Origin of the sequence: Brasilonema sennae CENA114, assembly GCF_006968745.1 — a bacterium.
Classification (GTDB): domain Bacteria; phylum Cyanobacteriota; class Cyanobacteriia; order Cyanobacteriales; family Nostocaceae; genus Brasilonema; species Brasilonema sennae.
Genome location: NZ_CP030118.1, coordinates 6,395,545 through 6,419,962, shown reverse-complemented (window position 1 = coordinate 6,419,962; position 24,418 = coordinate 6,395,545). Strand labels below are relative to the sequence as shown.

16 protein-coding genes and 2 pseudogenes are annotated in these 24,418 nt (G+C 42.8%); 7 read left to right on the top strand and 11 right to left on the bottom strand.

Going from position 1 to position 24,418, the window contains the following annotated elements; genetic code table 11:
• Positions 1–50 precede the first annotated feature (50 nt).
• On the bottom strand, positions 51–1,781 hold the full coding sequence (locus tag DP114_RS26685) for a helicase HerA domain-containing protein (RefSeq protein WP_169268184.1): 1,731 nt from the start codon (positions 1,779–1,781) through the stop codon (positions 51–53).
• Between the two features lie 318 nt (positions 1,782–2,099).
• Positions 2,100–2,897, bottom strand: a complete 798-nt coding sequence (locus DP114_RS26680; protein WP_171977558.1) for a glutathione S-transferase family protein — start codon at positions 2,895–2,897, stop codon at positions 2,100–2,102.
• 469 nt (positions 2,898–3,366) lie between these two features.
• On the opposite strand from DP114_RS26680, the gene DP114_RS26675 reads away from it, so the two are divergent.
• From DP114_RS26675 to DP114_RS26665, 3 genes and pseudogenes are all read left to right on the top strand, one after another.
• Positions 3,367–4,239: a fasciclin domain-containing protein gene (locus DP114_RS26675; protein WP_171977557.1), complete on the top strand. Its 873-nt coding sequence runs from the start codon at positions 3,367–3,369 to the stop codon at positions 4,237–4,239.
• Between the two features lie 169 nt (positions 4,240–4,408).
• Positions 4,409–5,030 (top strand): annotated as a pseudogene (locus DP114_RS26670) (Uma2 family endonuclease).
• A 219-nt stretch (positions 5,031–5,249) separates the two neighbouring features.
• The gene (locus tag DP114_RS26665; protein WP_171977556.1) at positions 5,250–6,044 is read left to right on the top strand and encodes an Rpn family recombination-promoting nuclease/putative transposase; all 795 of its coding nucleotides are present in this window, start codon (positions 5,250–5,252) and stop codon (positions 6,042–6,044) included.
• An 11-nt stretch (positions 6,045–6,055) separates the two neighbouring features.
• Here the strand turns inward: DP114_RS26665 and DP114_RS26660 are convergent, their stop codons facing one another.
• Positions 6,056–7,564, bottom strand: a complete 1,509-nt coding sequence (locus DP114_RS26660; RefSeq protein ID WP_171978311.1) for a phenylacetate--CoA ligase family protein — start codon at positions 7,562–7,564, stop codon at positions 6,056–6,058.
• A gap of 208 nt (positions 7,565–7,772) precedes the next feature.
• Here DP114_RS26660 and DP114_RS26655 point away from each other — a divergent pair, with 208 nt between their 5' ends.
• Both DP114_RS26655 and DP114_RS26650 read left to right on the top strand, forming a co-directional pair.
• Positions 7,773–9,476, top strand: coding sequence for a serine/threonine-protein kinase (locus DP114_RS26655; RefSeq protein WP_169268181.1), 1,704 nt, complete (start codon positions 7,773–7,775; stop codon positions 9,474–9,476).
• A 59-nt stretch (positions 9,477–9,535) separates the two neighbouring features.
• A complete protein-coding gene (locus tag DP114_RS26650) occupies positions 9,536–11,770 on the top strand; it encodes a serine/threonine-protein kinase (protein ID WP_169268182.1) in 2,235 nt (744 codons plus the stop codon).
• Positions 11,771–11,994: 224 nt separating this feature from the next.
• Here the strand turns inward: DP114_RS26650 and DP114_RS26645 are convergent, their stop codons facing one another.
• The gene (locus DP114_RS26645; RefSeq protein WP_171977555.1) at positions 11,995–12,207 is read right to left on the bottom strand and encodes a hypothetical protein; all 213 of its coding nucleotides are present in this window, start codon (positions 12,205–12,207) and stop codon (positions 11,995–11,997) included.
• 566 nt (positions 12,208–12,773) lie between these two features.
• Here DP114_RS26645 and dprA point away from each other — a divergent pair.
• The gene (dprA, locus tag DP114_RS26640) at positions 12,774–13,895 is read left to right on the top strand and encodes a DNA-processing protein DprA (protein ID WP_171978310.1); all 1,122 of its coding nucleotides are present in this window, start codon (positions 12,774–12,776) and stop codon (positions 13,893–13,895) included.
• Between the two features lie 306 nt (positions 13,896–14,201).
• Here dprA and DP114_RS26635 read toward each other — a convergent pair whose 3' ends face one another.
• The 4 genes from DP114_RS26635 to DP114_RS26620 form a co-directional block, all read right to left on the bottom strand.
• The gene (locus DP114_RS26635) at positions 14,202–14,717 is read right to left on the bottom strand and encodes a Fur family transcriptional regulator (protein WP_171977554.1); all 516 of its coding nucleotides are present in this window, start codon (positions 14,715–14,717) and stop codon (positions 14,202–14,204) included.
• A 69-nt stretch (positions 14,718–14,786) separates the two neighbouring features.
• Positions 14,787–15,962 (bottom strand): PepSY-associated TM helix domain-containing protein, encoded by a 1,176-nt coding sequence (locus DP114_RS26630; RefSeq protein ID WP_171977553.1) that lies wholly within the window; start codon positions 15,960–15,962, stop codon positions 14,787–14,789.
• Between the two features lie 474 nt (positions 15,963–16,436).
• Positions 16,437–19,274, bottom strand: a complete 2,838-nt coding sequence (locus tag DP114_RS26625; protein WP_171977552.1) for a TonB-dependent siderophore receptor — start codon at positions 19,272–19,274, stop codon at positions 16,437–16,439.
• 193 nt (positions 19,275–19,467) lie between these two features.
• Positions 19,468–20,466, bottom strand: coding sequence for an AraC family transcriptional regulator (locus DP114_RS26620; RefSeq protein WP_171977551.1), 999 nt, complete (start codon positions 20,464–20,466; stop codon positions 19,468–19,470).
• Between the two features lie 177 nt (positions 20,467–20,643).
• On the opposite strand from DP114_RS26620, the pseudogene DP114_RS26615 reads away from it, so the two are divergent.
• Positions 20,644–21,135 (top strand): annotated as a pseudogene (locus tag DP114_RS26615) (DNA-processing protein DprA); the annotation flags it as partial.
• Positions 21,136–21,216: 81 nt separating this feature from the next.
• Here the strand turns inward: DP114_RS26615 and psb28 are convergent.
• The 3 genes from psb28 to DP114_RS26600 all read right to left on the bottom strand — a co-directional run bounded on the left by psb28 (position 21,217) and on the right by DP114_RS26600 (position 24,390).
• Entirely contained in the window at positions 21,217–21,588 is a 372-nt protein-coding gene (gene psb28 / locus DP114_RS26610) for a photosystem II reaction center protein Psb28 (RefSeq protein ID WP_169266376.1), read from the bottom strand.
• Between the two features lie 13 nt (positions 21,589–21,601).
• Positions 21,602–23,323 carry a serine hydrolase gene (locus tag DP114_RS26605; RefSeq protein ID WP_169266375.1) on the bottom strand — a complete coding sequence of 574 codons (1,722 nt, stop codon included), beginning with the start codon at positions 23,321–23,323 and terminating at the stop codon, positions 21,602–21,604.
• Between the two features lie 263 nt (positions 23,324–23,586).
• Entirely contained in the window at positions 23,587–24,390 is an 804-nt protein-coding gene (locus tag DP114_RS26600) for an RNA methyltransferase (protein ID WP_171977550.1), read from the bottom strand.
• Positions 24,391–24,418: the final 28 nt, after the last annotated feature.

Genomic DNA, 24,418 nt, shown 5'->3' with positions numbered 1-24,418 from the left:
GTTTGTAGTGACGCTTAAATATTAACTACCAATTACCAAATCGCAAATCCCTAAAAGCCAAGATCTGCTTTAGCTAGTTCAGCCGCAGCAAACACTTCTTCATCTGGCTTTTCCTCCCAAGCAGTCTCGCCAATTTCTTCATAAAATATGGTATCGTAAGGACGAGTACGCACAACCACAGGCATCGGAACAGCGTGTCCTAAAATCAAGGCTTGTTGTTTAGAGTCTAACTTTGCCAACACAGAACGCAAGGCACCTCCACCAGACACCCCAGTAAAAATCGCCTCAATATCTTTTTCATCGTTCAGCAAAGCGGTAATACGAGTACCAATCTGGGACATGACTTCATTATCTATGCCCGATGGACGTTGATCAACCACAAGAAGCGTTACGAAGTATTTCCGCATTTCGCGGGCGATCGTTCCGAAAATAGTACTTTGTACCGTTGCAGGGTCGAGGAAACGGTGTGCCTCCTCAATTGTAATCATCAGTTGCGTTGGTTTATCGTTGGGATTTTTGGTTTGTAAAAACTTTTCTGCTTTGGTGACATAATGTTGGTGAATCCGCCGGGTAATCATATTTGTCACCAACATATAAGAGAGCATATTTGACTGAGAGCCAAACTCCACGACAATATTCTTCCCAGCTTCTAGGGAACGCAACATTTGATTGACATAATTTTGCGGACAAGCTGCACGCATATACTTTAAATTTTCCAGTCGCAGGAGTTTGCGCTGTAGTGCTGTAATCGAACCTTGGTGTCCCCGCTTCTCTTCGCAGAAAGTCTTAATTTCTTCGTTCGTCATATTTATCAATTGAAGAATCCAAGACTTGCCAAATTCAGCAAATAAAATATTGGCGTTATCTAAACTTGCTTCTGAAAGTCCTAAATCACGACTGCATAATTTTATATCTTCGACTTCAATTTGATCGTAACTTAAATAAAGTTCTTGAGCATGAGGTACGCCTCGACGCTTGGTGGATTCTGGATCAAGAGTGTAGACTTCAACTGAACTGGGAAAAAGCTGTTTTAATCCTTTGACAGTACTCATTTGCTTGCCTTCAGAAACGGCTTCCCAGCCATACTCTGAGTGCATATCAAAAATCAAGTTCACCGCCGCATTTTTGCGGATTGTCCCAGCTAAAAGTAAACGTGTCAAGAAGGATTTACCAGTTCCTGATTTGCCAAAAACGCCGTTGCTTCTTTCCACAAACCGATTTAAATCAAGACAAACAGGTACCTCCATGTCCAGTGGTTTCCCAATAGAAAAATTCTTCCTTTGAGGATCGTCTTCCCAACCAAATACCCGGCGAAAATCTTCTTCAGAAGCTTCATAAACTTGGCTAAAGTGGCTGGGAATCGTTTTGACTGGAAGGAGTTCCATTGTTGTACTGGTTTGAGGCTGGAATGATGCCAAGCCAGTCGCTGATGGAACAAAAGGATTTGCAGATTTGCCGTTTGTTGCAGAATAAGATTCTTCAGATTCGGGGGTAAACATCAACATCGGTGCGAGGTTGATGGTACCGTATGTCCCGCCTCCTGCTAAAATATCTCGTAAAAAAGTGTCTTCCCAACTCGGAGGATTCGCAATAATTCTTTGGTTGGCAATTCCCAATGCTACGTCTGTGAGCATACAAAAAAAACGCGATCGCACCCCTTGGACAACTAAAAACTTACCAACGCGCATATCTTCTACCGAAACGTCGGGGTGCAATCTAACTTCTAATCCTCCTGTGAGAGAGCCTTGTATAACTGAACCTAATGGCTGTCCCAAATTCATTTCATTAATCACACAGTGATGAGCTTGCTCTTATCAGTTATCAGTTATCAGTTATCAGTTATCAGTTACCAGTTATCAGTGAGGCAGCGCTCTTTGGAGGGTCTCCCGACCTAGGCGACTGCGTTCGGGCAAAGCCCGTCGTGCTGGAGGCATACCCGAAGGGTTATCAGTTACCAGTTACCAGTTTCCACTGTTCACTGTTCACTGTTCACTGTTTACAGTTGCATTGTAATTGTAAAAGACAAAATTGGTGATGTAACTTTTGTCTTTTGTCATTTATTGAGAACGAATGATTAATGACTCATGATTAATAACTAATCAGTCAATGTTAATTGAAGTAGGCGCACTTGAACCTCCTGTTGTGGTATAACTTAGAAGCGGTCTACGATATTGGGCGTAAAGGCGATCGCGCCAAGTAAAGAACGGTTGATAAAGTAGGTTATCAGCCAATTCAGGGACTCCCTTACCTATGATGGTTTCTGGCAAATTCAAATAAACAGCATTAGGAAACTTCAGCAATATTGATAAACCAGCGACAGCAAAGTCGGCTAAAGTTGGTTCATCTCCTACTAGATAGGGACTATCTGCTAATAATAATGTCAGGGCTTCCAAATCTTGCTTTAAGTCGGCGATCGCACTGCGTATTGCATCTGGACTATAACCAACGCCAAAACCCAAAACTTTCAATAGATCGTTAGGAACTCCTTCTACCAGACTTTTCAGGACATCTGGTGTCGCCCTAGGTAGTAAGGACTTGCGGAAATTCTGGTTTTGACTAATGGCAGAAAACAGTGCTTTGCGACCTTTGATGCCAATTGATTCATCCGCCCATTCTTCCATCATTAAACATAAGCCCCGCTTTTTTGGATCGGTTGGTATCAATGGGCGTGCTGGATATTGTAAGTCTAAATACTTAGCTATCTCCGTTGAATCTGCTATATATCTGCTACCATCTCTTAATACGGGTACTTGTCGCTGACCAGTCAGCCGATATAGTTCTACCTGTCCTACTCCTGGTGTTACCTCGATTTTACGGTACTCCAGCCCTTTATAATCAAGGATAAGACGCACTTTCTCTGAGTATTGAGATAATTCAAACTGATATAATTCGAGCATGTTTTGTTTCCAGTACGTGGTTCACTTAATAAATTTTACAAGTTTATTTTGGTTCGGATAATTTATCTTCACGATTTACGTCTGAAAAATTGAATAAAAATGGATTTATTTGTGAGGTTCTTTTGTATTCTCAGTTTTTTTGACACAACTCTGCGGTGAAATTCTACTGAACTGAATTTTTCTCTATCAAAGTCCATCTGTTACGCCTTCTACAAGCTGGCATAATGCAACTATGCGATATTTTTGCTTTTGCACAAACATGCGGGGGTAATTCTATCGTCCTTGGCTTCCTTCGTTCTTTATACAGACAGGCGATTATACTCATAATGAGGCAAATTATTCAATGTTTTAAGATTGATATATAATGAATTCCTGCTTACAAATCTTGTTTCTTTAGTTAGATTTTCTGTGTGGCAAGATGATATAAATCATTATTGTAATGTGTGGAAATGAAAGCCAAACAAAATTTATGAAGGTTGAAGACAGCAATTTGCTGACCAAGTTGGCTGGTATAATAGGAGTGACGGGCATCAGTCTTCTTACTGGTCTACCCACTGGAGCAAACGAAGTATTAAATTCTAACCCTGGTATTTTCAAAGAAGCGTCGTATCATGGCGAGCAACGTCTTTTAGTAAACGCTGAGTATACTCAACCTAGTGAGGCCACAACAGCAGCAACAAAGTCCAAAAAAATCTCACCAGCTAAAGACACAACAGTAACACAGAGACCGAGAGGATTAAACCCTCGCCCGAGTATTTTGCAGGAGTGTCCTTACAACCGTGCTGCTTGTCCTGGTGGAGGTGACACTTCTACACCTCCTGCGTCTCCTCCACCAGGGGTACCCACAACACCTGGTGGTGAGATACCCACAACACCACCACCTGCCACACCCACGCCTCCTAGTCAGCCAGGAGCGGGTACAGAGAGTAAAAATATCGTAGCAGTTGCAGAGTCCAATGGTTCCTTTACAATGCTAACCAAGGCTTTGAAAGCAGCTGGATTGGTACAAACCTTGCAAGGCAAAGGCCCTTTCACCGTCTTCGCACCTACAGATGCAGCATTTGCCAAATTGCCACAAGACGCTGTACAAGATTTATTAAAGCCAGAAAATAAAGAAGTCCTGGTGAAGATTTTGCGATATCATGTGCTGCAAGGTTCAGTAGTATCCAAAGATTTGAAATCTGGTGAAGTCAAAAGCATTGAGGGTGGTCCGATTAATGTCAAGGTAGATCCAAAAACTGGTGTAACAGTCAATGACGCCAAGGTGGTTCAGCCTGACATCAAAGCCAGTAACGGCGTTATTCATGTGATTGACAACGTGATTTTACCTCCTGACTTGTAAGTTTTTGACACTGGTGCATTATGTAACAAAACTAGGTTGAAATAAATATTTCAAAAAACCCGTATCAAGAGTGATTTGGACGGGTTTTTTCATATTGGGAAACCTGTTATCTCAAACGATGTTCCTAACGAGATCGATATATTGTAATAAAAGAGTTGGATGAATCTTTATGCTATTAGAGTTAAGACAATTGAGGATTCAACCGGGACAGCAACTACTACTTGAGGACGTTAGTTGGCAGCAATTTGAAAGTATTTTGGCGGAATTGGGAGAACATCGTGCAGCCAGACTTTCTTATAGTCATGGATTTTTAGAAATAATGGTTCCTTTACCCGAACATGAAAAAGCCAAAGAAAAAAATTTTATTGGAGGCACGACAAATTGCGTTTGAGTCGTTGGGTTCGACAACTTTGAAAAATGAACGCATGACTCAAGCAGTCGAACCGGATGCCTGTTTTTACATTCAAAATCAAGCGGCAGTTATTGGTAAAAATCGCCTCGATATGAGTGTCGATCCACCCCCAGATTTAGCTATAGAAATTGATTTAACTTCCCGCACGCAGTTGGAGAATTACCAAATTTTGGGAGTACCAGAACTTTGGCGATATGGAAAACAAGGGTTACAAATTAATGTCTTGCAAAGTGGAAAGTATGTAGAATCGAATTTTAGTCCTACATTTCCAGAGATTCCGATAATTGAGCTAGTAAATCAATACGTCCAGCAGAGTCAAGTTGTTGGTAGCAGCCAAGCAATTCAAGCTTTTAGAAATTGGGTGCGGGATAATATTTAATTTTGGCTTTAATTTGAGGGAGTTAGTGGAAATTGTTGGATGCCTGACTTACAACTTCATTCTCTCGTTCCCATGCTCGGCATGGCAAGGCCCATCAAGAGGTTCTGCCTCCAGAAGAATAGTGAGGTAGAACCTCACAGTATGCATTTCCAGCCGGGGTCTGGGAACAAGAAATCAAGTAAAATCAAAACTTACGCCACCAACCCACCATCAATCAGTGTGAAAACAGACACAATATTCTACCGCCTATTCCAAAGCTTCCCCAGCATTTTTTTTGAACTCATCAACCAACCTCCCGAAACCGCTGACACCTACCAATTCTCATCCGTCGAAGTCAAACAACTTGCTTTCCGCATCGATGGCGTGTTTCTCCCCAAAAGTAATCCATCATCCCCCATCTACTTTGTAGAAGTCCAATTTCAGCCCGATAAAAAATTCTACTCTCGCTTGTTTACGGAAATCTTTCTTTACTTGGATAGAAGCGAACTTACCAACAACTGGCGCGGGGCGGTGGTTTATCCAAGCCGCAGTCTTGATGTGGGAGAAACAGAACGCTATATTGAATTACTCACATCTGGGCGAGTTAGCCGCATCTATCTTGATGAATTAGACTCCGCAGCAGAACAGTCGATTGGTATTGGTACAGTTAAACTGGTTATAGAGCCACAGTCAGGCGCAGCTACCAAAGCCAGGGAATTAATCAACCTTGCTAAACAACAAATAGCTGATGAAATTACCCAACGGGAATTTCTCGAATTGATAGAAACGATTATTGTCTATAAATTCCCTTTGAAAAGTCGGGAGGAGATAGAGCAAATGTTGGGATTAAGCGAGTTAAAGCAAACTAAAGTTTATCAAGAAGCTAAGCAGGAAGGTAAATTGGAAGCAATTCCTTTTATGTTGACTTTAGGTGCAACTGTAGAACAAATAGCTGATGCGTTAAAGTTGGATGTTGAGTTAGTTAGGTTGGTTGCTGCTAAAGCTAAACCAAACCAAGAACAAAGCCGCGAATAGAACACTCTCTCCTACTTGCGGGTATAGCGATGCTTCACCCCAACGGGGAAATATTCTGGATCGCCTGTAGGAGCTAGTGCAACTCGCGGGATTTGGTATTCTGGAGGAACGTAGTTAGCAAATTCGCTATTGAGGCGCTGGAGTTGGGTGAGAATGGAAGATGCGATCGCCTCCCTTTTCTCTTCACTTTCCTCCATTCTCGGTGCTAACTCCACAACCACCGATAAAAATCGGTTCTTGTCTGCATCTTCTTGCACTTGCAACACGAATTTACCTGTCACCCATTCTCTAATAACTGGTTGCTCTAATCCCACCGTCACATTTTCTGGGTAGATATTCGCTCCAAAGTAAGAAACTGTAAAATTAGAGCGTCCGAAAATATAGACGAATGGTAGCGCACGAACACCTCTTCCACCCATCTGTTGTATTTCCGCCACTGGATTGAAGCCCCATTTTGCTAAAAACTGGAGCATGGCATCATAACTCATTATCCCTCCAGTATCCAAGATGTTGTAACGCACCAGAGGAATGCCATTATTTCCAGAAAATAGCAACGTGCCGTCTATAACTTCAAAAAAGCGGCTGATGGGATCATATTGTACCAGTGTGGGTAAACGAGACTCCCCAAACAAGGCACGCGCCGCTTCTGGATTTTGTGCTAAGAAACGACGAATGCAGATACTCAAAGGTGTTTCGTTACCCAATACACCTGCATCTGCTGTTCCATAAAGCGAGACAGAGTCGTAGCAGCAATGTTGGGAACCAACTCTTTCACTCACTAAACTGCGCCATTCCTCGCTGAATACTTCTCCCGCCATCACCAACTTTATCTGATATCGCTGCCATTCAATTCCACGGGCAATTCCAGTATCAATAATATCTTTGAGAAATGGTGGATATCCTAATAAGACAACCTGCTCAAAAGCCGAACCGAGTTCTTGAACAACTCGAAATATTTCTTCTTTATTATTACCAGGAGTTACCAAAGTAATCGGATAACCTTTGCTGGCAAGATAGCGGCAGCAATTGGTTGTGAACATTCCGCCTACCCAGGTACCTAAACTGAAACAAATCACAGCTAGAGTTCGTCTACTATCTGCATGAAAACTATCATGAAATACCTGCTCAAAACGGGTAGCAATTTGCATTTCATCTGCAAAAAAGCGAGGCCAAAATGTTGGTTTTCCTGTGGAACCAGAAGAAACAGCTATCATGTCGCATGTTTCTAGCTGTCCGTTGCGGCATAATTCAGCTAGAGGATAACGTTGCAGGTAATTTTCTTTTACGAGTTGCGGTAATCTTTGGAAATCTTCTAAGGTTTGGTATTCATCAGGATTAACTGCGTGATTTGCTAAAAAATGTTTGTAAGCAGGTACACTAGCAGCCATATCATGAAATAACGCCAAAGCTGCCTCTGTTGTATCAGTGTTTATATGCTGTTGTAGGAGTGTGTCTAAGGGAGTATGTAAAAAATCTGTAAAGGCTTTAATTGCCCGCTGGCGTTGTGCTTGCGAATTCATGGCGTTGGTTTGTGTAAAAAATTTCGATTGTTCATCCCACCAAGTAAAACTCAGACCACTGCTACCTACTGTCAGTATTTTAACCTTTGTTGCATTCTTTCTCATTCTCCTGAGCAAAGGAGTGCAAAATATATAGAGAGAGTATGCGTAATTGTGGCTTTCTGTTTTGTAGCAACTTATAAAAACCTTCTATTCATGCTTCAGCATCATGGATGTTTATTGCAGCAAACAACACGTAAACAACGAGAAGAACCGCTTTTGCACTCAGTGTGGGGAGCCGTTACCTCTGGCGGTAGGGCAAGTTGTCGATAACCGCTATCGGATTGTACGTCATTTGGGACAGGGTGGCTTTGGACGCACTTATTTGGCTGAAGATTTAAATGAATCTCAACAAAAGTGCGTGCTCAAGGAGTTTGCACCCCAAGTTGAAGAACAGGATTTAGAAAAAGCCAAAGAACTGTTTGAACGAGAAGCGACTGTACTCAAAAATCTACAGCACCCACAAATTCCACGTTTCCACGCCTCGCTACAAGTGCAGTTGAGTAACAAAGATTTTTTCTTTTTGGTGCAAGACTATGTAGAGGGTGACAACTACTGGGATTTGTTAGAAAGCCGTATAAATCAGGGACAAACTTTTAGTGAGGAAGAAGTTGTCAAACTGCTGCAACAAATGTTGCCTGTTTTGTCTTACATTCACAGAGTGAATGTTGTTCACCGTGATCTTTCTCCTGATAATATCATTTTGCGGCATAGTGATCAATTACCCGTGCTGATTGACTTTGGTGGAGTGAAGCAATTACCAGCTTCTAAGGGTTTTTGGTTTACGCAACTCGGTGGAATTCGGACTATCTTGGGTAAGAAGGGCTACGCACCAGAGGAGCAATTACGTCAGGGAAAAGCATTTCCCAGTAGCGATTTGTACTCTTTAGCTGTGACGGCGCTTGTGTTATTAACTGGTCAAGATCCACAAAAACTGTATGATTCTTATCAGGGAAATTGGCGTTGGGGAGAACAAATAAAAGTCAGCCCCAAAATAGAAGCTGTGTTGAAAAGAATGGTGGAATATAAACCAAGCGATCGCTACCAAAAAGCTGACGATGTTCTCAAAGATTTACAGTTTTACAAGGGCGCTACCAAACCTATAAATACTCAAATGACTAAGCTCAAGACGATGATCGCTGCTCCTGGCGGTAAACGTGTCAAAACTCTTGTTGGTAAGTTCCATAACAACACTCAAATGGCTGCTCAGGCGTTACCTCTGCCTGTTTGGCTTCGTCCTTTTGCAGTCAGTCTGATCAGCACAAGTGTGATTGTTTTGACACTAGCAGGGACTTGGGCAGTTGTCAATGCAGTTTTTCACGCTGTAACATCTATTTCTCTACCAACAATATCATTACCTACAATCCCCAAAGGTTCAAATCCTCCGGAAAAACCAACTACTACTAGAAGCCAAGAAAATCGCGGTAACCAAATTATCCGTCGCCGTCAGGAGCTAGAAATACCAGAAGTCTTTTTTACAAAAATGGTAGATCGAAAATTTTATACTAAAAATCCGGATGCAAAAGGACGTACTCTCACGGGGAACTCAGAAGATAACGCTTTACGAAAGGAATGGTTTGCGATCGCACAAGATGTGTTAAATCAACTAGAACAAGCGAATCTCAGCAAATCAGCGCGTCGGAAACTGGGAAGCTACACTGCGCGAGATTACGACAATTGGAGACAACAAGCACAAGCAGGACAACTGGGTAACTATACCATTGACCAACTCAACAAAGACACAAACAAAAAATTTGACCGATTGTTTCCGGGAGAGCGACGCAATAATGAGAAACTTGATAAACAGACACTCGGTCAAATATGGTATGCACTTGCTGCTGACCAAGTGAGTAAAGTAGAATCTGCGAATTAAAGTAAAAGTCAAAAGTACCTGACTTATGAGTCATGACTCATGAGTCATGATTAATAACTATGAATTCTGTTTATTGCTCTAAAGGACACGAAAATCCAACTGGTAGTCGCTTTTGTTTACACTGCGGCGAAAGTTTGGATCACCCAGTGAGTCAAGGTATTCAAAATGGGCAAACTTTGGGCGAACGCTACTTTATTGTCCGTCAATTAGGACAGGGAGGTTTTGGACGTACTTATTTAGCTGAGGATGTTAACCGCTTTCGCGAACCTTGTGTTTTAAAGGAATTCTCCCCTCAAGTTCAAACACCATACGTTTTACAAAAAGCTGAAGAACTGTTTCAGCGAGAAGCCAGCGTTCTCTACAAGCTGCAACACCCGCAAATTCCCCGCTTCCGGGAACTTTTGCGCATTAACTTAGGTGGTAAGGAATACCTGTTTCTGGTGCAAGACTTTGTAGAAGGGCAAACTTACGGCTCTTTGTTTGATGCAAAGAAGCAGCAAGGTTTACGATTTACAGAAGCAGAAGTCAGTTTGCTCATGCAGCAAATTCTGCCTGTTTTGCAATACATCCATTCTATAGGAGTGATTCACCGTGATATCTCTCCTGACAACTTAATTTTACGCAACACTGACCAACTCCCAGTATTAATCGATTTTGGTGGAGTTAAACAAGTCGCTGCAACAGTCGTCTCGCAATATTATCAACCTGGTGCAGTTTCTCACGGACTCCCAACACTATTGGGTAAGATAGGATACTCACCTCCAGAACAGATGCAGACTGGGTTAGTAGAGCCTCATAGTGATTTGTATGCTTTAGCCGCAACAGTACTCGTTTTGCTGACAGGTAAACAACCCCAAGAATTAATAGATGAGTATACCCTCACCTGGCAATGGCGACGAGAAGTTAACCTCAGCCCGAGTTTCGGGATGGTGTTGGATAAAATGCTATCGCCAAAACCAAAAGAACGCTATCAAAGCGCTAATCAAGTTCTGCAAGCACTAAACTTATCACCTGTCAGCTATCCTTCTCCACAGCAACCTGTTCCGATTTCACCACCACCACAAACACAACAAACTCTAGCTGTATCCCCGACTCCCACTCCTCCCACTCGACAGGAATCGTCACCTTACACAAACCCACCCTCTCCTACTCCCACCCTCAGCTGGTGGACACCTGGTAAAATCATTGCCATAGTCGTGGTTTTGGCTACTGCAGTGAGTGTGGGTGTGTGGGGAGCAAATCAGTTATTTGATTCTTCGTCCCTGTCGCCTAACGATCCAAAACTTTCCTTACAAGAACAACAGCGTAAGGAAAAATTAGATCAACGCCGTCAACAACTCAATATCGACAATAAATTTTTTACTAACTTAGTTAATCAAATTTTTTGGGAGAAAAATCCAACTCTACGCAACCGTACTTTGACAGATGAGCCAGAAGATGAACAATTGCGGGCACAATGGGACAGTTTAGCAGAACAGCTGCTAGAAAAACTCACGGTTTTGAGTTCAGATGCACGTCAAAAATTGGGTAGTTTTGGACAAGCAGAACGCGATCGCGCAAAAGTCGAAGTCAACCAAATCAACGTTGGTAGTCGTTCTTTATATGATTTAGCAGATGCAGCATTTTATCGGCAATTTCCACAACAGCGCGGCAAGAATTTTATTGATCAGCCGATTGGACAAGTTTGGCAAGGTTTTGTCAGCGACAAACTCAATGCTATCCTTTCTGGCAGTGCCTTCAAGAAAATAGCCTTTGACAAAGGAGCTATTACTAGCAGAGTCAGTGGTACTCTCAAACCAGGAGAAGGTAAAGTTTTTATCGCCCAACTTAACGAACAGCAATCGATGAGAGTCAGGCTCAATGCGAATTCTAAAATTTTGCTTTCCGTGTATTCCCCCAGTGGAAAATCGCCATTTTTGGAAGATTCAACACAACGTAGTTTATCCGTTCAACTTCCAGAAAGCGGATTTTATGAATATGTGATTGTTGCGACGGGGTCAAACACATCAGATTATACACTTGCAATTACAGCAGAAAATCCTGCTCCACCTCCATCGCCTACCCCAACTCCTATAGAAACCGTTACACCAACACCCACACCTACAGAAACACCGACACCCACACCTACAGAAACACCGATACCCACGCCTACAGAGACACCGACACTCACGCCTACAGAGACACCGACACCCACGCCTACAGAGACACCAACACCAACATCAACACCAACACCAACACCAACACCAACATCAACACTCACACCGACACCGACACCGACACAGACAGCACCATAAAATACGCTTGCTGTTAAGGATTGATCCCAATACCTCTTTGTTAAGGGGAAAAGGGATGAAAACCAAGCTATTTCCCCTTTGCCTTTACCCCTTGCCCTTTAACCGAAAAGTATTGGGATTGATCCCCTCTAGGGCGTGTTTTCAAACTCGTTATTTGTCTCGGTAACTCTTGAACAAACCCATAATTTTGAAAGTGTAACAAGAGCATAGAAGGTGAGGGAAAGTTACTCGCTCAAACCTCCACTACCACCAAGCGATTCTCTTATATTTTCTTGCGGAGAATTTTTAATTTCCCATTTCAAATAGTACAAATCGACATCTGATAAATTCAATAATTCTTTTATGAAATCAACTGGATTTTCAGGATATTTCTCCAATTTCCAGTTTAACTCTTTAACACCTTGACTACAATAACAAACGGCTGAAAGGTTTAACATGTTTTCTTTGTTAAGTTAACTTCTCCTAGAATTCTTCTCCTTTTGATGTTTTAATTTTTTACTATAGGTTGTTGAATTTTGACTCTTACTTTAAAACCATTAGCTTGAATAACTAAAGTAACACCTCCTATTACAGCCCTATAATTCGTATCATTCAGTTTATTAAAAAAATCCGATTTTTATTCAATATTTTCGTTAATAATGATGTCTTCTAAATGTATGTAAAAAATGATTTTTAAAAATTATATTTAAGTAGGAAACGTCATTAAACTAACACGAATAAAAAAAAGACACAAGGACAGTTAAGACAGTTAAGACAGTTAAAAAAATAGGTTACTCAAATTTTCCCGGAGTCAGCTAAAAAAGGGTTTCTTTTCTTAAACGCCGACCTAGGTGACTGGCGTCGCCAAGGACGCCAAGAAAATCACAAAGAAGATAGGTAATCTTGCACGCCTGATGGGAGTAAGACAGGAAGTGATTGCCGCATTTTTGCGTAAGTCCTAAATGTATCTTTGCTTCTCCAATCTGGGAATAATCAACCCAGTAGACTTGTTGAGGATGGGGAATTGGGACAAGAACGTGCATATTGGCTAGCTTGGTCGCAAATTTCAGGAGTTGGTCCAATATTATTACAACGGTTGCAGCAGCATTTTGGTACACTGGCAGCAGCTTGGGACGCAAAACCTACAGAGTTGGGACAAGTAGAAGGTTTTGGTTTTCAAACGCTGCAAAAAGTAGTGCAACAACGTTCTCGTTTACATCCTGAACAATTTTTGCAGCAACACCAACAGCAAAACCCGAATTTTTGGACACCAGCAGATGCAGACTATCCTCGCTTACTATTGGAAATACCTAGTCCACCGCCGATTGTGTACTATCGTGGTGAAATAGATTTGCAAGAAAATCTGGCACAAAAACAACTCGTCGGGATTGTAGGGACACGCCAACCCTCAGAGTATGGTATGCGATGGACTCGCCAAATTAGTACGGCTTTGGCAAAAAATGGGTTCACGGTTGTTTCTGGTTTGGCAGAGGGAATTGATACTGAAAGTCACGGCGCTACTGTGAAAGCTGGAGGACGCACAATCGCAGTTTTAGGTACAGGTGTAGATGTTGTCTATCCATCTAAAAATATCGAACTCTACAAACAGATTTTGACTGCAGGCTTGGTTGTAAGTGAGTATCCAGCAAAGACACCACCTGATCGCACCCATTTTCCTCGTCGCAACAGAATTATCGCAGGTTTAAGTCGTGCTGTGCTGGTGATGGAAGCACCGATCAAATCAGGTGCTTTGATTACTGCAAGTTACGCAAATGATTTTGGGCGAGATGTCTATGCACTTCCTGGAAGACTGGATGATCACTCATCGCAAGGGTGTTTAAAACTGCTTAGCCAAGGCGCGACTCCGATTGTTAAGGAATTAGACGAACTATTAAAAATGCTGGGAGCAATACCACAACTAGATTCTGTTGAAGCATCCCCATCAGTGCAGCAGTTAACTTTACCAAGTTTACCACCAGAACTTCAACGAGTTATGGATGCAATTACTTCAGAAGCTTTAGCGTTTGATTTTATTGTTCAACAAACGGGCATAGCTACGCCTGAGGTTTCGAGTGCTTTGTTGCAATTGGAGTTGATGGGTTTAGTTTCGCAATTACCGGGGATGCGGTATCAGCGGTGCTCATAGATTTTTGGATTTTTGATTAGTCAACTACTTCCTCACCCTGCCTTAACCCCGCAATTTTGGGTTGGTCGAACACTAGTAGTCCACCATACTAACTTTGCGGGGTAAACCCATTTTTATATTTATTCTTCTTTCTCTTCCTTTGCGTTCTTGGCGCTTTGGCGGTTCGTTCTTAACTCATCAAAGTTGCTGTGGTCGAGTACTAGTAGGACATAATTTCTAAAAACCGTGTTTTCATTCCTCATGGAACTTGCGTTGAATAAGCGTTTTACAGAAAACAAAAACACGGGTTTTAACGATTAAGAACTACTAGGCCGTGTTTTCAAACTCGTTATTTGTCTTGGTAACTCTTGAACAAATCCAATGAGTTGGTACTGATGCAGGCCATCCCTTTTGTATAGCTTCTGGACAAATGGCATGAAGCGTTAGCTGACAGTCGATAAGTTCCAGCCCAGCTTTTTTCACTTGTTTGGTCGCTTGTTTGATAATAGCTTGATTGCCAAATTCAAGACCCTGATGACATTGGACACAAACAATATGATGGTGATGAAAATTAGAGGTGGTGTTGAGTTCGTAGTACTTTTGTGCCTGTGCTAATTCTAATTCTCGCAAAATTCCCATCCGCGCCATAATTTTTAGAGTGCGATACACTGTAGACAAACTCATCCCCTCTCCACGCTCAACCAGTAACTGGTGTACTTTTTCTGCGCTGAGATGATCACCTTTAACCACATGTTGAAAAATTTTAAAAATAACTTGACGTTGCGGGGTGAATCGATAACCTTTTGCCTTGAGTTCGGCTTTCAGTGTGTCAGAAGTATACATATATAGTGATTTTCATTTGAGTTTTATACATTTCCACGAACTGCTGTGAAAGTGGATGCATTTTCACATTCACAGCAGTTCGTGTGTATTGGACTCATGTGCGATACCGTTTGCGTCCAGTGGTTTATGGCCTACACTAACTTTTGCCCGATAGCGATACCACCACATGACAATACCACTCACGAATAGAACCAACGGTATATATCCAACAAAGACGTAGAAAATGCGAGTAGGCAAGCCACCAAATGTACCATAGTGTAGGGGAGTAAAAGAGTTGAGGATGCGATCGCCCAATGACACCTTCAAAGAACTATCAACTCGCAAAACCTTACCACTATATTGGTCAAGATAAACACTGCTTTGACCATAGTCCTCAGTTTCGTGGGGAAGTTTAAAAGCAACATTTAAAGCTTCTTCTGGTTTAGTTGGAAAATAAATTCTCCTGAGTTCTCCTTGAGGTAAGGCAGCAATAGCTGTTTGTAATTGTTCTTTAAGTCCTAGTGGAGACTTACCAGCAACAACAACAGAAACTGGAGTTGGTTGCTGCTTGGAGAAACTGAGTGTGTAAATCATCGGGTTGACGACTTCAGAGAAGCTCCAGCAAAATCCTGTGAAAAATGCGAAGATTAAAAATACTGATGCAATAGAGCCAGCAACTTTGTGAATATCAAAATAAAGCCGCTTGGGATGGGCATTCCACTTGATTTTGAATCCAGATATCAACTTACGCCAACCAGGCCAAAGGATAATACCTGAAATACTCATAAACGACATCAGTAAACCAATAATCCCCACAAACTTATAGCCAATGTCACCGCCTAAAAGAGCATAGTGGAGTGGGTAGAGGATTTCAAAAGACTTTTGGATGAAGCTTGGCTGCAAGTTATTACCCAGAATTGCTCCAGTGTAAGGGTTAACGTAGTTTTCTGTCCATTCCTTTTGTTTGGTTTTCAGGATTACATTCATCGGCTCATTTGGCTTTGAGGGCAAGTGAATCCTCTGCACTGTTGCGTCTGGTTGATCGGCATAAATTTTTTTGACAGTGTTGAGAACAACCTCAACTGGCAGAGGTTCACCTTGAGGGGTGATTGTGCCAAAAAGGCGCTGCTGATCGAAGGTGCTAATTTCGGAATGGAAGACTAATAAACTACCGGTTAAGCCGACAATAATTGCAATCAGTCCCACCGCTAAACCGATGTAGCGGTGTAGGGTAAATATCAAGTCGCGTAGTTTTTTAGAGTTCATAGTAGGTACCTTAAAATATAATTGCTAAGCTAGAGGAGAGTTGGGTATTTCCCCTACACCCCTTGTTGGTCAAAACTCCCAATAAATCGTTCCTTGAACTGTAAACGGTGCTGTAGGATAGGCTGTGTCAAAAGCAGCTGTCTCGAATTTTTGTTCATGAGCGCTGTATAAGATAGTATTGAAAGATTTTTGTATTAAAGAAACAAGCTTAATGAAACTAAAATCAACAAAAGTTTACATATGTGCAGGTAAGTACAACACCGCTTAATGAGCAACAGCACTATGGCAATCTGAAGGGGCGATCGCTCTTTTGAGGTTACGCAAGGCTTAAAAAAGCGATCGCTCTTTTGAGGTTACGCAAGGCTTGAAAAAGCGATCGCTCTTTTGAGGTTACGCAAGGCTTAAAAAAGCGATCGCTCTTTTGAGATTATGCGATCGCGAAGCGCTGACTTGTCAGTTGGCGTTGGCGTGGGATCAAAACTGTACGGAAACTGTCCCTAGTACTGTAAACGGTGCGCCGGGATATACGCTAGTCCGGCTCAAAGCACTTTCAAAGTAATACACATCAGATAAGTTCTTGAAATTCAGTCCCACTCGCAAGTTGTTACGACGGTAATAAATAGCTGCATCGGCTCGGACATAGCTAGGCAATGCGAACGTATTCGGTAAGTCTCCTTGTCGCTCGCCTACAAAAAACAATCCGGCTCCAAATCCCAGCCCTTTCAAGCTTCCCGTCTGAATTTCATAGGTTGTCCATAAACTGGCACTATTTCGAGGAACATTACTCGGCTCGTCACCTTTAAAAGCAGGTCTGGGATCTTCGGTGAATTCCGAATCAATGTAGGAATAGCTGGCAATGATGTTCCAACCGGGCAAGATTTGTCCGGCAAGGTCAAATTCAATACCCTGACTTTGTTGTTCACCGACTTGAAGGCTGAGTCTTGGATTCACTGGATCAGTCACAACAATGTTTTGTTTAGTAAGTTGGTAAGCCGCCAGTGTTGCTGCAAGTCTGCCGTTGAAAAATTCTGTCTTCACCCCAACTTCAAATTGTTCGCCCGTGGTTGGTTTAAACGGTGTACCGTCTGCATTGCCTTGAACCGGACGAGAAGGTTGAAACGATCTCGTCCAACTGGCGTATAAGGAGACGGGTTGAATCGGTTGGTAAACAATACCAACACGAGGGCTGAAGGCACTATCTTCTTGTTCGCTGGGTAGACCCGACGAGAATTGATTGTTAGTGGAGCCTGCTGCATAATCAAAGCGACCACCTAGCAAAATTTTCAGATTGTCACCAATTGAGATTAAGTCTTGGGCATAGACACCAATGAAATTTTGAGGTTCATTTTGATTTCTCGTCAATTGGCGTTCAAGGGGAGGGCGGCTATAGTTTGGATTGAAGATATTGATCGGCGGTACAGCAATACTAAATCTTTCTAGTGTGAGATTGTTTCTAGCCAACTCTAAGCCGAATAGCAAATCCTGCTTTACACTACCCGTTTGAATCTTGCCAAAAACATCTGTTTGCAGAACGTAATTCTCTGAGTCACTGTTGTCGAAGCCAGCACTACGATTTAGGGTTCGATTGTCTGCTTGCAGGCTTCCTGCAAATACATAACCCTCCTCATAATTTTGAAATTCGGCTCTGAACCCATTACGAATTGACCAATTATCACTGAATTTGTGTTGCAAACGATAGCCGAGCGCCACTCGATCAAGGTCTAGATCCAATTCTGGGTCATCAAGATACCGGGAGCGAGGAATTTCTCCAAAAGGACTCTTAATTACTGAACCAACTGCTGGAATACCAGCAAGATACTCAACTTTAGAGACATGGAAGTATTCACCTTCCAGGGTCAAAGTGGTATTTTTACCAAGTTCAAAGCTGATAACAGGCGCAACAAATATCTGGTCAGACTCAACAAAATCTACATAGCTACCAGAGCTTTCATAAGCAGCATTCAACCGATAGCGAATTGTTTTATCTGCATTTAAGGGACCAGAAATATCCAGGGTCGGACGGTAGAAATCAAAGCTGCCGATGGTTGCATCAACCGCGTAATAAGGGGTTGAAAGGGGTTGCTTAGTTGTGATATTGAGAATGCCCCCCGGTTCACCCTGACCATAAAGAACAGATGCGGGTCCTTTGAGAATCTCAAGTTGCTCAACATTCGCGGTATCCGAAGCGCGGTTGCCAAAATATTTTCTAAAACCATTGACAAACGTGCTACTGGTAATAGCGTTTTCTGCAAACCCTCGGAAAATCAAGGTTGCACCAACCGCAGTTTGAGAACCTGCGCTTCCAGGAGTCACCCCACTGACGTTCTGAACTGCTTCCCTGGGTCGCGTAATTAGTTGATCCTTCAGCACGGTTGCTGGGATGACCTGAATCGACTGAGGAATGTAGAGGATGGGCGTGTCAGTTTTCGTCGCAGTTGTCGCATTAGGCACCTTATACCCATCTTGCTCACCCGTCACCACCAACTCAATTGGTTCATCACCAGTAGAGTACGGTTGAGTGGGTTGTGTCTGACTTTCTGGCTGCTGTGCAGGTGATCGTTGTGTTTGAGGTTGCTGCCCCTGTTGTGCCAAAGATGCAGTACTGGCGACACTGAAGATCAGACCTTCTTTTGGACTGTCATACAACTCTACAATTGGTGCAGCTGCTGAACCTATCACCGTCACCCGGATAGTATTGGCATCAAAGTTTGTTACGGTTATCTCAGTAATACCCGCAATTGGTTTTTGTGAGCGGAATACGAACGGGCTGTTATCAGGTGAACGCAGTTGAGCGTTTGGAATGTCAACGATGAAGGTATTACTATTTACCTGAGTACGATTCTGCAGTTGCAGGTTAGCAGCAAGTGATGTTTGTAAAACTAGTTCCAAACCTTTGTTTGTGGGATTTGCCTTCACGAAGCTGACTTGTACGATTTGTTCAGCAGGTGTTGTTTGTGGGGTTGGCGACTGCACCAGCATTCTGGCACTACGAAGTGGATGCTGTATCTCGCTGAGTCGCGGAATTTTTGTTGTCGGCGTCGGTTTTGAATTACTGTTTGCACCAGAATTGCTCGCCGTGCTTAAAACGGGCGACTGTGTTGTCTGATTTACCCCCTGTTTAACCCTGAGCGTAGCCGAAGGGTTAACTTTGTCGCCTAAAATCGTGGGAGCTACAGCATTTTGGTAAGAATTTTCCCTACTCTCTAGTTTTACCTGTGCCGATGCACTTTGAACAACAACAGCACTCAAGCATCCTGATAAACCTACTGCCAGCCACTGATGAACACCACACTTCAATTGCCAACGCTTCATCACAACAGTCCTCAAACATTAAGTTAGCAAAAGTTCAAATTCCCTAACTCTGCTTAAAAACAGGAACTCAAATTCCAGTTCCCTTTTTTATCCGGAGCTAAGGCAAAGTGAAATCTTTATTGCAAACGCTTTCTAGTATTGATTCATTGAGTATAGAGAATCGCTAGCAACTGAGTCTATGACAAAAACGGTATCATGGCTCTGAAACGGACATTTTACCTAAAAAACATTCACTTGGCGTGATACCATACTTGCGCTTGAAGGTAAGAGCAAAGCGCCCCTGATGGGAATAGCCAATCCGATTGGCAACTGCAGCAACGGTAGTGTTACCTTGTCGCAAGAGCTGCTCTGCCCACTCCATACGTTTATCAGTCAGGTAGCCAAATACTGTTGTACCAAAAAGTTTCTGAAATCCGCGTCGGAGGGTGCGATCGCTCACCCCCACCTGCTGCGCTAATTCCAATATCGATGGCGGATTCTCCAAACTAGAGAGCAAAATTTCACGGGCGTAATTAAGTCGGGCGATGGTTTGTGCCTTCAGTTGCCCGGAAGAATGCACTCCACCCTGATCCGCCAAAATCGGGGCTAACTGCAACGCCATTAGTTCCAACACCTTTGCTTGCAAATATATCCGCTTTGTCATTCCTTGGTAGGGACAGTTAATCATTTGTTGTGCCACAAAGTTTATAGCTGTCGTCGTTTCTGGATAAAGCAATGTCTGCCAATCGTTGGCCTTCACCAGCAGACTCAACTCAGGGGAAATTTGCCCGTCGTGTGTGGGGAAAAAAGTTGCCAGCAAATCTGGCTGCATATGGATGTCAATGCCAACGTGCTGAGATTTTCGTATTTCAAAAGTCATTGCTCGTTGCACACCACTGCCAGAGATGAGCGTATACCCTCCACCAAAGTACTCACCTGTTCCATCTCCCACCATGCCAGAAAGCAGGACTGAAAATTGCACGGGGTGATTGCGAGCAGGCGCTTTCAATAACACATCATCGTGATATTTATAGTCGGAAATTGAAAGCCAGAGTTGGGGATACACCTCGATGTCTCGCACATAACCTTTACCCAGTTGCTTAGGTATTTGACATATAATTTCAAATGGTTCTGATGCTGCATTCCATGTACTGTTTTGCTCAGCTTCCGCCCACAATTGAGCACTGTCTTTTTGTGTAAGGGTAATCGTCATGGCAAGTATTAATAAGAAAATATATTAATAAATGTATGACAGTATGACATGCCGCAGCAGACACAGCAGGCGTCTCTTGCTGCTTTGCTCAGCTAGGCGAACTTGATATAAGTCCTAAATGTATCTTTGCTTCTCCAATCTGGGAATAATCAAGCCAGTAGACTTGAGGATGGGTAATTGGGACAAGAACGTGTATACTGGATAGCCTGGTCACAAATTTCTGGAGTAGGTTCAGTATTATTACAACAGTTGCAGCTGCATTTTGGTACACTGGCAGGAGCTTGGGATGCAAAACCTGCACAATTGAAAGAAGTAGAAGGTTTTGGTTTTCAAACGCTGCAAAAGGTGGTGCAACAACGTTCTCGTTTACATCCTGAACAAGTTTTCCAACAACTCCAAGAACAAAACCCGAATTTTTGGACACCCGCAGATGCAGACTATCCTCGGTTACTACTAGAAATACCCAGCCCACCGCCCATTATCTACTATCGTGGTGAAATAGATTTGCAAGAAAATCTGGGACAAAAACAACTTGTTGGGATTGTCGGGACACGCCAACCCTTAGAGTACGGTATCCGATGGACTCACCAAATTAGTACGGCTTTGGCTAAAAATGGCTTTACTGTTGTTTCTGGTTTGGCACAGGGAATTGATACAGAAAGACACGCTCATACCACGGACGCCAGGAGATTTTCAAGCCTGTTTCCTGTTAAGCGTTAAGCGTTCCCTATTCCCTGCCTCCCATAACAACTATTGTGATTCACCGTATACCATATCATTCACCTGGGCATAACGATTCATAAATCTCATGAATCGTTCCCAATGCTCTTCTTGGTCTACTTCAAATTTACATTCTACGCGCTGCAACTCATCACCTTCTGGACCGCCAAAAATGAATTGTGTGGAAGATGGAGTGACGCTGATTTCACCTTCTTCGTCTTTTAAAAGCATGGAATTTAAAGGTTGTTTTGTAAAGGTATTAAATCCTTCCAACGCTTTGAGTTGCTTAAAAATCATCACAACAATACGCTTACCAGAGGTGAGATTACGTCGCAAGCTAACATTGTTGAGTTCTTCAGTAATGCCAGAAAAAAATTGGATTGACGGTGTGATAGATGTCATGAAAAAGAAAAATTTATCGCTGGTAAGGATAATAATACTGCGGATTCATAACCGGAGGTGGAACCAGTGGCGCAACGGGAGGCTGATAACCGTTGGGGGGTATAGTGCTTCCCATACCATTGGGTAGAGGCGCAGTGATCACTGGCGGTTGATAACCGTTGGGGGGTATAGTGCTTCCCATACCGTTGGGTAGAGGCGCAGTGATCACTGGGGGTTGATAACCAGTTGTAGGGATTGTGCTTCCTGTGCTGTTGGGTACAGGCGGAGTCATTACTGGGGATTGAGAACCAGTTGTTGGGATAGTGCTTCCTGTCCTGTTAGGTACAGGCGGAGTCATTACTGGGGATTGAGAACCAGCTGTAGGGATTGTGCTTCCTGAACTAGGAGGTATGGGAGCATTTGGGCTAAATTGTTGATAAGCCGCACGAGAAATTGAGCTAATGAGTTTTTCGGCACGGGGATCGTTATTAGGACGTTGTACCATAACCGCAACTACATAACGCTTACCACTGGGCATATCAACTAAACCTGCATCTGCAAGTGTTGTGCCAATATCGCCCGTTTTATGGGCAATAGTTGCGCCTGCTCCTAAACCAGTAGGCAAAAGCTGATTTCTCACAGTGCGACGCATAATATTTAGTATGCGATCGCGCGATGCGACACTTACCAAATTTCCTTTATTCACCATCCCTATCAGCTTCGCTAACTCCTTTGGACTAGTCGTGTTTGTCCCTGACAAATCAGGTAGGGGATTGCGAATTGTAGTTGTTGTCAAACCCCAATTGCGGAAACGCTGATTCAGTGTCTCGATACCACCTAAGCGCTCAATCAGCATGTTTGTTGCTGTGTTGTCGCTGACTGTTATCATCTTAGTCGCCACTTCCATGATTGTGAACTGAGTTCCGGCTGGTTTATATTGCATATCCCCAGAACCACCAACAACCATTTGCTTGGTCATGGTCAGTGTTTCATCTAAACTAATTTTGTTATCATCTATATCTTGGAAAAAGGCAATCAAAATAGGAATCTTAATCGTGCTAGCAGCAGAAAAAGTGGAGGAGCCATTCACATCTATATAATTGCCACTGTCTAAATCTACTAAGAAAACTCCTGGTGTGAGATTAGGGCTAGCAGCTGCTAAATTTTGTACTATAGTTTTTAAAGAAGAAATTTCTTGAGTCAGGAATAACCCTGAAGCGGTTTCTGAGGGATTTTGGAACTGTCGCTGTGCCTGCCCAATAGTTGTATCAGATGATCTGCCATTTGATGTGTTGATGCGACTTGCAGGATCTAACACTGATAACGCCGTACCTACGATCGCACCAATACCAACTCCTACAATTAACAGCCGTAGGGCATACAAAAATGTTCTTGCCATCGGCTTTAAGCGCTTCTTTTGTCGAGATGCACCGATTTTTCTTGGTAACGGCTGCTTCCGCATTTCCACATTTTTTGACTGTACTTTCTTTGGATTGTATGGTGAAATCCTTCCTTTGGCAGCAGCTGTTGGTTTGGCTGGTGTTGGTGGTACTCCTGATCGCTTTGTGGGCGAAGTCACAGGGATTAAGGGGGGAATCGATTTTATACGTGTAGGCATTGTTCGGCTGTAGGGGGCTTGCTGCTGCTTTGTCGCTTCGACTTTATTTTGCCCCTGCTTTGGAACTTTGCTTTTAACCGGACGGCGGCTGGTTTTTGGACGCCGTGAGACTGTTTTTATAACGGTTCTCGTTGGCATAAGATAGGGTAGCAATAAAAGTGTAAAATAAAGAACACATCTAGAAAGGTTTTACTTTATTGGCTAAAGTCGCTTTCGAGCAATCCCTGATGGGAATTGAAATGTCTTTTGTGTGCGAACTTTGTAGCCCACTCTTTCAATTTACCTCTAAGGCACCTTATTATTTACATTAATTTTTGCTTATAATAGTTAGTTTTTTGAGTTGAGCTTAAGTTATTATGACAAGTTTTGGGACGATAAGTTAGTATACAAGTTAAGATGAGTTAAAAGCCTTGATGATTGTTCCGGTTCTCTAGCGCCCATTCTACCTGTCGTAAAATACCTCGCAACATCGCAACTTCTCTAGTTTGTAATTGAGCACGATTATACATTTGCCGAAATGTTTCCATACGGCTAGCTGCTGTATGAGGATAAAGATATCCAATCTTGAGTAGTAGTGATTCTAACTGTTGGTAGTATTCTTCCAAGATGTTCAAAGGTGCAGACTCGTTAACAGATGCGGGGATGGGCACAGCAAAAGGTACAGATAATTTTTCACTAGGAATCTCCGTGTTTTCTCTAGGCGTATCCTCTTGATTTTCTGTGTCATTTTTTGCTAACTCATAACAGCAAATAGCCACAGCAGTCGCCAAATTCAACGATGGATAATTAGAACTGGTAGGAATACGAATAAACCGCTGAGCATAATTTAATTCTTCATTACTCAGTCCTCGATCTTCCCTACCAAAAATTAGCGCGGCTGGTTGTTGTGGTTGCTCCAGTAACCAAGGTAGTGCTGTGGAGGGATTTTCCAGGGGGGAATCCCAGTGACGAACACGAGCGGTGGTGGCGATCGCCCGCGTACATCCTTGCAATGCTTCTGGTAGCGTCGTCACTGAGACTGCTGACTCTAAAATATCCTTAGCATGAACCGCCATTTTAAGTGCTTCACCTGACAAAGGTTTACATTGAGGATTAACCAACACAAGATGATTTAACCCAAAATTTTTCATCACCCGTGCGATCGACCCGACATTAATTGGTCCTGCTGGTTCTACTAGGATAACTCTCACCTGGTTTAATGCCATTTACTGCCCCTGTGTGTATTTACCTGGT

Excerpts from the sequence above, each read along its gene's own strand:
- DP114_RS26685 (WP_169268184.1), bottom strand. The coding sequence starts at position 1,781 with ATGAATTTGGGACAGCCATTAGGTTCAGTTATACAAGGCTCTCTCACA.
- DP114_RS26680 (WP_171977558.1), bottom strand. The coding sequence starts at position 2,897 with ATGCTCGAATTATATCAGTTTGAATTATCTCAATACTCAGAGAAAGTG.
- DP114_RS26675 (WP_171977557.1), top strand. The coding sequence starts at position 3,367 with ATGAAGGTTGAAGACAGCAATTTGCTGACCAAGTTGGCTGGTATAATA.
- DP114_RS26660 (WP_171978311.1), bottom strand. The coding sequence starts at position 7,564 with ATGAATTCGCAAGCACAACGCCAGCGGGCAATTAAAGCCTTTACAGAT.
- DP114_RS26655 (WP_169268181.1), top strand. The coding sequence starts at position 7,773 with ATGGATGTTTATTGCAGCAAACAACACGTAAACAACGAGAAGAACCGC.
- DP114_RS26650 (WP_169268182.1), top strand. The coding sequence starts at position 9,536 with ATGAATTCTGTTTATTGCTCTAAAGGACACGAAAATCCAACTGGTAGT.
- DP114_RS26645 (WP_171977555.1), bottom strand. The coding sequence starts at position 12,207 with ATGTTAAACCTTTCAGCCGTTTGTTATTGTAGTCAAGGTGTTAAAGAG.
- DP114_RS26635 (WP_171977554.1), bottom strand. The coding sequence starts at position 14,717 with ATGTATACTTCTGACACACTGAAAGCCGAACTCAAGGCAAAAGGTTAT.
- DP114_RS26630 (WP_171977553.1), bottom strand. The coding sequence starts at position 15,962 with ATGAACTCTAAAAAACTACGCGACTTGATATTTACCCTACACCGCTAC.
- DP114_RS26625 (WP_171977552.1), bottom strand. The coding sequence starts at position 19,274 with ATGAAGCGTTGGCAATTGAAGTGTGGTGTTCATCAGTGGCTGGCAGTA.
- DP114_RS26620 (WP_171977551.1), bottom strand. The coding sequence starts at position 20,466 with ATGACGATTACCCTTACACAAAAAGACAGTGCTCAATTGTGGGCGGAA.
- psb28 (WP_169266376.1), bottom strand. The coding sequence starts at position 21,588 with ATGACATCTATCACACCGTCAATCCAATTTTTTTCTGGCATTACTGAA.
- DP114_RS26605 (WP_169266375.1), bottom strand. The coding sequence starts at position 23,323 with ATGCCAACGAGAACCGTTATAAAAACAGTCTCACGGCGTCCAAAAACC.
- DP114_RS26600 (WP_171977550.1), bottom strand. The coding sequence starts at position 24,390 with ATGGCATTAAACCAGGTGAGAGTTATCCTAGTAGAACCAGCAGGACCA.